6 protein-coding genes and 1 tRNA gene are annotated in these 8888 nt (G+C 68.5%); 2 read left to right on the top strand and 5 right to left on the bottom strand.

The genetic code is table 11. The features are described 5' to 3' along the window. Positions 1-96: 96 nt before the first annotated feature. The 5 genes from PKH97_RS10405 to gyrB all read right to left on the bottom strand — a co-directional run bounded on the left by PKH97_RS10405 (position 97) and on the right by gyrB (position 5651). Entirely contained in the window at positions 97-252 is a 156-nt protein-coding gene (locus tag PKH97_RS10405; protein ID WP_324387341.1) for a DLW-39 family protein, read from the bottom strand. 54 nt (positions 253-306) lie between these two features. After that, positions 307-380: transfer RNA gene (locus PKH97_RS10410), tRNA-Ile, on the bottom strand. Between the two features lie 73 nt (positions 381-453). Beyond that, positions 454-903 carry a DUF3566 domain-containing protein gene (locus PKH97_RS10415; protein ID WP_324387342.1) on the bottom strand — a complete coding sequence of 150 codons (450 nt, stop codon included), beginning with the start codon at positions 901-903 and terminating at the stop codon, positions 454-456. Further along, positions 900-3542, bottom strand: coding sequence for a DNA gyrase subunit A (gene gyrA, locus PKH97_RS10420; protein ID WP_324387343.1), 2643 nt, complete (start codon positions 3540-3542; stop codon positions 900-902). Before gyrA ends, PKH97_RS10415 begins: the two co-directional genes overlap by 4 nt. Positions 3543-3569: 27 nt before the next feature. After that, positions 3570-5651: a DNA topoisomerase (ATP-hydrolyzing) subunit B gene (gene gyrB, locus PKH97_RS10425; RefSeq protein WP_324387344.1), complete on the bottom strand. Its 2082-nt coding sequence runs from the start codon at positions 5649-5651 to the stop codon at positions 3570-3572. Between the two features lie 281 nt (positions 5652-5932). Here gyrB and PKH97_RS10430 point away from each other — a divergent pair, with 281 nt between their 5' ends. Together PKH97_RS10430 and PKH97_RS10435 are read left to right on the top strand one after the other, a co-directional pair. Continuing rightward, on the top strand, positions 5933-6280 hold the full coding sequence (locus PKH97_RS10430; RefSeq protein ID WP_324387345.1) for a hypothetical protein: 348 nt from the start codon (positions 5933-5935) through the stop codon (positions 6278-6280). Continuing rightward, a partial coding sequence (locus PKH97_RS10435) for an amino acid adenylation domain-containing protein (protein WP_324387346.1) occupies positions 6277-8888 on the top strand: 2612 nt, incomplete at its 3' end. The genes PKH97_RS10430 and PKH97_RS10435, both read left to right, overlap by 4 nt.

An 8888-nucleotide genomic window follows, 5' to 3' on the forward strand; every position in this document is an offset into this window, starting at 1 on the left:
AACCCGCAACCCCCGCCTTGCAAAAGCGGTGCGCTACCAATTGCGCCACTTCCCCGTATGCAGTTGTCCCGGCCCCAGCGAGGGGCCAGGTCACGATCAGCCCGCCGCCGGCGCAGCCGGGGTGGCAGGCTCCGACGTCGAGGGCCCGGTGGCCTCGGCCCAGAGGTCCTTGTCGGACTTCGACTTGTCGATGTTCTTCTTCAGGATGCTCGCGCCGAGCGCGGTCGCGACGACCAGCAGCAGCTTCTTCATGGTCTTCCCCTTCAACCAAGCGCGAGCCCGGGCGGGTCCCGGGACCGCGGGAGGTGGGCCTAACAGGACTTGAACCTGTGACCTCTTCCTTATCAGGGAAGCGCTCTAACCGTCTGAGCTATAGGCCCGCTTGCCGCGCCGCGACACCACGCGAGCGCCGCACGAGATTACCCCACGCGGGGCACCCCGACCAAAACGACGTCAGTCGTCGGTCAGCGTCAACTGCGCGCCGCCGACCAGCGAGGCGCAGATGTTGTAGAGGAAGGCCCCGAGCGTCGAGAAGGCGGTGATCAGCAGGACGTTGACCACACCGAGCAGCACCGAGAGCGACACGACCCGGCCGAAGCCGAGGATGTTGAGGATGTTGAACTCGGTGTTGGAGTCGCCGATGATCTTCGCCGCCATCGCGTTGATCTGGTCGAAGACGCCCATGCCGGACAGGAGCATCCACAAGACCGCGATCATCACGACAGTGGCAACGCCGAGCCCGACGGCGACGAGGAAGGCGACCTTCATCGCCGACCACGGGTCAATCCGCGAGACGGTCAGCCGCACCCGCCGGGCGGCCGGACGCGGAGTTGTCGTCGTCGTCACCGGAGTCGGGGCGGCGGGCCGCTTCGCCACCTTGGCGGCGGGTCCGCTCGAAGTCACTCTCGACCTCCGGTCTCGTCACTGTCACCGATCGCGGCGTCCCCGTCTTCGGCCGGCGCACTCACGCCGTTCTCGTCAGAAGGTACCCCTTCCGCCTCCGAATCCACACGGTCAGTGCCCTCGGCGGCGTTCGTGGCGCCCGCCGAATCTCCTTCTGCCGAGTCGACTTCCTCCTCGGTGGCTCGCTCGACGCCCCGGGCGACCGCGACGATGGCATCGCCGGCGCGCGGCGTCGCGAACGAGACACCCATGGTGTTGCGCCCGGTCAGCCGTACCTCGTCGACCCGGGAGCGGACGATATTGCCCTTCTCCATGACGACGAGCACCTCATCCTCCGGTTCGACGGTCAGCGCCCCCACGATGTCGCCACCGCGCTCGCTGAGCTTCGCGACGGCCACGCCGAGAATGCCGCGTCCCTTGGCCGACCACTGCGATGCCTTGGAACGCTTGGCCAGCCCCGACTCGAAGACGACGAAGACGTCGGGATCACTCCCCGCCGGTATGACGCTCATCGACAACAACGCATCGTCGCCTCGGAACTTCATCCCGGTCACGCCCGAGGTGGGCCGCCCCATCGGCCGCAGCTGAGTGTCATTGGCGCTAAAGCGCGCCGACTGCCCCTTGCGGGAGACGAGCAGCAGGTCGTCGGTGTCGGAGACCAGCTCCGCACCGACGAGCTCGTCGCCGGGACGCAAGTTGATCGCAATCACGCCACCGCTGCGCGGGGAGTCGTATTCGGCGAGCCGGGTCTTCTTCACCAGGCCCGACTTGGTCGCCAGCACCAGATACGGCGCGGCGGCATAGTCGCGGATCGCGAGGACCTCGGCGATGGTCTCCTCAGGCTGGAAGGCAAGCAGGTTGGCCACATGCTGGCCTTTGGCGTCGCGCCCGGCGTCGGGCAACTCATACGCCTTGGCCCGATAGACCCGCCCAAGGTTGGTGAAGAAGAGCAGCCAGTGGTGCGATGTCGTGGTGAAGAAGTGCGAGACGACGTCCTCGCCGCGCAGCTGCGCCCCACGCACGCCCTTGCCGCCGCGGCGCTGCGAGCGGTATTCGGTGACCTTGGTGCGCTTGGCATAGCCGCCGCGGGTGATGGTGACGACGACGTCCTCTTCGGGGATGAGGTCTTCCAAGTTCATATCGCCGTCGAAGGGCACGATCGTGGTGCGCCGCTCGTCGCCGAAGCGCTTGACGATCTCGGCGAGCTCGTCGGAGACGATGGTGCGCTGCCGGCCCGGCTTGGCCAGGATGTCCTGGTAGTCCAGGATCTCGGCCTCGATCTCGTCGTGCTGCTCGATGATCTTGGCGCGCTCCAACGCCGCAAGCCGGCGCAGCGGCATGTCGAGGATGGCATTGGCCTGGTCCTCGTCGATGTCGAGCAGCGCGATCAGGCCCGCGCGGGCCTCATCGACGGTGCGCGAGGCGCGGATCAAGGCGATGACCTCATCGAGCCGGTCGAGCGCCTTGAGCAGACCACGCAGAATGTGGATGGCCGCTTCGGCCTTTTTGAGGCGGAACGCCGTGCGCCGCTGGATGACGTCGATCTGGTGATCGACCCAATAGCGGATGAAGGCGTCGATCGGCAGCGTGCGCGGGACGCCGTCGACAAGCGCGAGCATGTTCGCGCCGAAGGTCGTCTGCAACTGCGTGTGCTTGTAGAGGTTGTTGAGCACCACCTTGGCGACGGCGTCGCGCTTGAGCACGATGACCAGCCGCTGGCCGGTGCGCCCGGAGGTCTCGTCGCGGATGTCGGCGATGCCGTGCAGCCGCCCGTCCTTGACCTGCTCGGCGATCTTCTGGGCCAGTGAGTCCGGGTTGACTTGGTAGGGCAACTCGGTGACGACCAGGCAGGTGCGGCCCTGGATCTCCTCGACCGCGACGACCGCCCGCATCGAGATCAGGCCGCGGCCGGTGCGGTAGGCCTCCTCGATTCCCCTGCGCCCCATGATCAGGGCGCCGGTCGGGAAGTCGGGGCCGCTGATGCGCTCCATGACCGCGGTGAGGGCCTCCTCGCGGGTCGCATCGGGGTGATGGAGCACCCACTGCGCGGCGTCGGCGACCTCGGTCAGGTTGTGCGGCGGGATCTGGGTGGCCATGCCGACGGCGATACCGGCGGAGCCGTTGACCAACAGGTTGGGGAAGCGGGCCGGCAGGACCGAGGGCTCCGACTCCTTGCCGTCGTAGTTCGGTCCGAAAGCGACGGTGTCCTGGTCGATGTCGCGCACCATCTCCACCGACAGGGGCGCCATTTTGCACTCGGTGTATCGCGGTGCAGCCGCCCCGTCATTGCCGGGCGAGCCGAAGTTGCCCTGCCCCGAGACCAGCGGATACCGCATCGACCAGTCCTGGACCAGTCGCACGAGGGTGTCGTAGATCGCGGAGTCCCCATGGGGGTGGTACTTGCCCATGACGTCACCAACGACGCGGCTGCACTTGTTGAAGCCGCGGTCGGGGCGGTAGCCGCCGTCCCACATCGCGTAGATGATCCGGCGGTGCACGGGCTTCAAGCCGTCGCGGACGTCGGGGAGCGCCCGGGCGACGATGACCGACATGGCGTACTCGATATACGAGCGCTGCATCTCGGTGTTGAGGTCGATGGGCTCGACCGCGTCGGCACCCTCGGGGGGAAGCTCAGTCATACGAAAATCGCTCCGTCAGAAAGGGATTCAGATATCCAGAAAGCGGACGTCGCGCGCATTGCGCTGGATGAAGCTGCGGCGCGACTCGACGTCCTCACCCATCAGGATCGAGAAGATCTCGTCGGCGGCTGCGGCATTCTCCAGGGTGACCTGGAGCAGCGTGCGCTCGGTGGGGTCCATGGTCGTCACGCGCAACTCGTCGTAGTCCATCTCGCCGAGACCCTTGTAGCGCTGCACCGGGTTGTCCTTCGGCAACCGCCAACCCTGCGCCTGCCCGTCGGCGAGCAGCGCATCGCGCTCGCGGTCGGTGAAAGCGAACTGGTGGTCATGGTTGGTCCAGCGCAGGCGATACAGCGGCGGCTGGGCAAGGTAGACATAACCGGCCTCGATCAGCGGCTGCATGAACCGGAAGAGCAGCGTCAGCAGCAGTGTCCGGATGTGCATGCCGTCGACATCGGCGTCGGCCATCAGCACGATCTTGTGATAGCGCGCCTTCTCGATGTCGAAGTCCTCGCCGATCCCGGTGCCGAAGGCGGAGATCAGCGCCTGGACCTCGGTGTTGGCGAGGATTTTGTCGATCCGGGCCTTCTCGACGTTGAGGATCTTGCCGCGGATGGGCAGGATTGCCTGGTTATAAGGGTTGCGCCCGCGCACGGCCGAGCCGCCGGCGGAGTCACCCTCGACGATGAAGACCTCCGAGATCGCCGGATCCTTCGCCTGGCAGTCGCGCAGCTTGCCCGGAAGGCCTCCCGACTCCAGCACCCGCTTGCGAGTCGCCTCGCGGGCGCGCCGGGCGGCCACGCGGGCGGCTGCGGCCTGGACGGCCTTGCGGACGATGTCCTTGCCGGCGTTCGGATTGCGCTCGAGCCAGGCCCCGAACTCATCGGTCATGGCCCGTTGCACGAATCCCTTGACCTCGGAGTTGCCGAGCTTGGTCTTGGTCTGGCCCTCGAACTGCGGCTCGCCGAGCTTGACCGAGACGACGGCGGTCAGACCCTCACGCACGTCGTCCCCGGTGAGGTTCTCGTCCTTCTCTTTCAGCAAGTTCTGCCGGCGGGCGAAGTCGTTGACCAGCTTGGTCAAGGCCGCCCGGAAACCCTCCTCGTGCGTGCCTCCCTCGTGCGTGTTGATGGTGTTGGCATACGTATGGACGCTCTCGCTGTAGGCGGTCGTCCACTGCATCGCCAACTCCAGCGAGAGGCTGCGCTCGACGTCCTCGACCTCGATCGCGATGATCTCGGGGTTGACCGGCTCGGCCTTCTTGGACGAGACCAGGTGAGTGACATAGTCGACCAGGCCGTTGTCGTAGCGGTAGCTGACCTTCTTGGCCTTGATCGTCTTTGTCTCGCCGGTCTCGTCCTGCGCCTCGGAGTCGACGACGTCCTGGACGTCGTCGTCGAGATTGTCCAGGTCGACCTCGTCGGTGACGGCGTCCTCGGGGATGCGTTCGTCGACGAGGTTGATCTGCAGACCCTTGTTGAGGAAGGCGTACTGCTGAAAGCGCGCGCGGATCGTCTCGTAGTCGTAGTGCGTGGTCTCGAAGATATCGTCATTGGCCCAGAAGGTGATGGTGGTGCCGGTGGCGTCCGTCTCCTCCATCTGGGTCAGCGGGCCGGTGGGCACGCCGTGATCGAAGCTCATCCGGAAGGCGTGACCCTTCTGCCGCACGGCCACGTCCATCCGGCGCGAGAGCGCGTTGACGACGGACGAGCCGACACCGTGCAGGCCACCAGAGACCTTGTAGCCGCCGCCGCCGAACTTGCCGCCGGCGTGCAACTGGGTCAGCACCAGCTCGACCGCACTGACTCCCTCGGTCGGGTGGATGTCGGTGGGGATGCCACGGCCGTTGTCCTTGACGCGCACGGCGCCCTCGGCCATGAGGGTCACATCGATGGTGTCGGCATACCCGGCGAGCGACTCATCGACCGCGTTGTCGACGATCTCCCAGACCAGGTGGTGCAGGCCGCGCTCACCGGTCGAGCCGATATACATGCCCGGGCGCTTGCGGACGGCCTCGAGGCCCTCCAAGACGGTGATGGCGCTCGCGTCATACGCGACGGCGTCGGCGACCGTCGCGGGCGCAGGGGTGACGTCGGGGCTGTCGGCCACGGTGCTCCTCGGTGATGACGTGACGATCAACCGCCGCCCGTGGCGGTGGTGATCAGGCAACGCTCAATCTTACCTGTCACGCACCGACAACCATGCATTCCCCGGCCCGTGGGGGCCGATTTCGCGCGATCTCCCCCCCGGTTCGGAGGGGGATCACGCACCAACGGGTAACAGCGGCCGTATGACGCTTCCAGCCGACCCCGCCGCGTCGCCGTCCGCCGGCCTCGGGGACGGACGATCACGCAGGACCTCCCGTCAGACCACGACTCTAGGATCGACCTGTGAGTGCGACCGCAGAGAGCCGATGGCTGGGTCGTGCCGCAACCTCGGAGGCTCAGCGTGTGCGGGATGCCTTGGAGATGCATGAGTTCGGCGTCGAGATGTTCCGCCAGCGGATTCGCCGGGACCAACCAAGCGTGGACGAAGCGCAGGTGAGCACGTTGACGCCGGCCTGGCTGATCGCGGCGCCTGGCCCCGACCGGCTCCTCCGTGCTGCCCTCGGACACCGGGCCTGGTGCAGGCTGTCGACGGTCAGGCCCATCACCGATCCGTTCGACCTGGCAATCGATCCCCGCGCAGCGTCACCTGCCGGGCGCAAGCGGTTTCGATTCGACAGAATGGACCAGTGAGCGAGCGGGCGGCAGGGACGGGCGACGCATTGCGTCGTGGCACCCTGGCACCTCCGCCCCGGACCTTGGTCGACATCTTCCGTGTCACCGTGCGGCGCTGCCCGGACGAGCCGGCGCTGGACAATGGCGCCGAAGTCCTGACCTATGCCGAGTTCGACGACGCCGCGAGCGAGGTCGCTGCGGCGCTGGCCGCCGCCGGCGTCGGGCCCGGCGACAAAGCCGGCGTGCGGATCGCTTCCGGCACCACCGATCTGTATGTCGCGATCATGGGCATCCTGCTCGCCGGCGCGGCCTATGTCCCCGTGGACGCAGACGATCCGGATGAGCGCGCCCGCACGGTCTTCGAGGAAGCCGCAGTCGCGGCGGTCGTCGGCGACGGGCTGACGATCACCGTGCCGCGGGCGCGGTCCGCCCGGGAACCGGAAGGTCCCTCGGTCGCCGACGACGCGTGGGTGATTTTCACTTCTGGGTCCACGGGGAAACCGAAGGGCGTTGCGGTGACCCATCGCAGTGCGGCGGCATTCGTCGACGCCGAGTCGCGGATGTTCTTGCAGGAGAACCCGATCGCTCCCGGAGATCGGGTGATGGCCGGGCTCTCGGTCGCCTTCGACGCCAGTTGCGAGGAGATGTGGCTCGCCTGGCGGTATGGCGCGTGCCTGGTCCCGGCGCCGCGCTCGCTGGTCCGCTCGGGGATGGATTTGGCACCCTGGCTGACCGCGAACCGGATCACCATCGTCTCGACGGTGCCGACGCTGGTGGCGTTGTGGCCGATCGAGGCGCTGGCCAAGGTGCGCCTGGTGATTCTCGGCGGCGAGGCGCTGCCGCCGGAGCTGAACGCCCGCCTCGTGCGCCTCGGCCGCGAGGTCTGGAACACCTACGGCCCCACCGAGGCGACGGTCGTCGCGTGCGGTGCCCGGATGACCGGGGAGCCGCCGGTGCGCATCGGGCTGCCGCTGGACGGCTGGGATCTGGCGGTGGTCGACGGCGCGGGGCAGGAAGTCCCGGCCGGCGAGAGCGGCGAGTTGATCATCGGCGGGGTCGGGCTGGCGCGCTATCTCGACCCGGTCAAGGACGCCGAGGTGTATGCCGCCATGCCCACCCTGGGCTGGGAACGCGCCTATCGCTCGGGCGACCTCGTCGTCAACGACCCCGAGGGCCTGCGCTTCCTCGGCCGGGCCGACGACCAGGTCAAGGTCGGCGGGCGGCGCATCGAACTCGGCGAGATCGACTCGGCGCTGCTCGCCCTGCCCGGGGTGTCCGCCGCCGCGGTCGCGGTGCGTGCCACGGCGAGCGGTTCGAAGATCCTCGTCGGCTATGTGACCGTCGACGAGGCCTTCGATGCGCGGGCCGCGATGGCGCACCTGCGCGCCACCATGCCGGCGGCGCTGGTGCCTCGCCTGGCTCCGGTGGCCAGCCTGCCGACCCGCATCAGCGGCAAGATCGACCGCGACGCCCTGCCCTGGCCGTTGCCAACCGTCGGGCGGTCCGACGGGGCGAGTGGCCTGCGCCTGGACGGCACCCAGGAGCGCATCCGGGGGCTCTGGGAGCAGATCATCGGGGCCGCACCCGAGCGCCTTGACGACGACTTCTTCGATCTCGGTGGCGGCAGCCTGATGGCCGCCCAGATGGTCGCCCGGCTGCGCGAGACGCACCCGGAGATCACGATCGCCGACATCTATGACCACCCCACGCTGGCCGCCCTGGCCGCGCATCTGGACGAGATGGCGATCCCGACCTCCCGGCTGAACAAGAACGTCCGGCCGGTCGAGCGCAAGACCCAGGCCGGCCAGGTGGCCGCCCACCTGCCCTTGACCACGATCCGCGGGCTGCGCTGGCTGACCTATGTCGCCATCGCGACCAATCTGCTCGCCGCGGGCGGCCCGATGGCCAGGGTCACGCCGGGCGGTGCCGGCCTGCCGTGGGCGCACCCGGTCAGCTGGTGGTGGCCGCTGGTGGGGGCGCTCGTGCTGATCACACCGGTCGGCCGGATGCTCCTCGCCGCCGCCGGTGCGCGCGTGATCCTCGCCGGGATCACGCCGGGCGACTACCCTCGCGGCGGCCGGGTCAATATGCGCGTCTGGCTCGCCGAACGCTGGGTCGATGAGGTCGGCGCAACCTCGAGCGCCGGTGCCGTGCTGCTGCGCTGGTATGCCCGCCTGCTCGGCGCCGACATCGGCCGCGATGTCGACCTGCACGCGCTGCCGCCGGTCACAGGCATGCTGCGCATCGGGGACGGAGCCAGCATCGAACCCGAGGTCGACCTGACCGGCCACTGGCTCGACGGGGACCGCCTCAAGATCGGCCCGGTCCGCATCGGACGCGACGCCCGCGTTGGCGCCCGGTCGACTTTGTGCCCGGGCGCCGACATCGGGGACGGTGCCGAGGTCGTCGCGGGATCGGCCGTCTTCGGGCAGGTACCGGCCGGTGAGCGCTGGTCCGGCTCCCCGGCCCGCTCGACCGGCCAGCCCGCCGCCGCGTGGTGGTGGAGCTGCCGGAGCGCCATCCCACCTCGCCCTTCAACCCGTTGTGGAAGCGGTTCTGGGGCATCGACCGCCCCAGCGAACCGTCGGCCGAGCTGTTCATCGAGGTGGTGCGCGAGCTCGGCTGG

This window comes from Nostocoides sp., from assembly GCF_035343835.1.
Lineage (GTDB): Bacteria > Actinomycetota > Actinomycetes > Actinomycetales > Dermatophilaceae > Nostocoides_A > Nostocoides_A vanveenii.

Excerpts from the sequence above, each read along its gene's own strand:
- gyrA (WP_324387343.1), bottom strand. The coding sequence starts at position 3,542 with ATGACTGAGCTTCCCCCCGAGGGTGCCGACGCGGTCGAGCCCATCGAC.
- PKH97_RS10405 (WP_324387341.1), bottom strand. The coding sequence starts at position 252 with ATGAAGAAGCTGCTGCTGGTCGTCGCGACCGCGCTCGGCGCGAGCATC.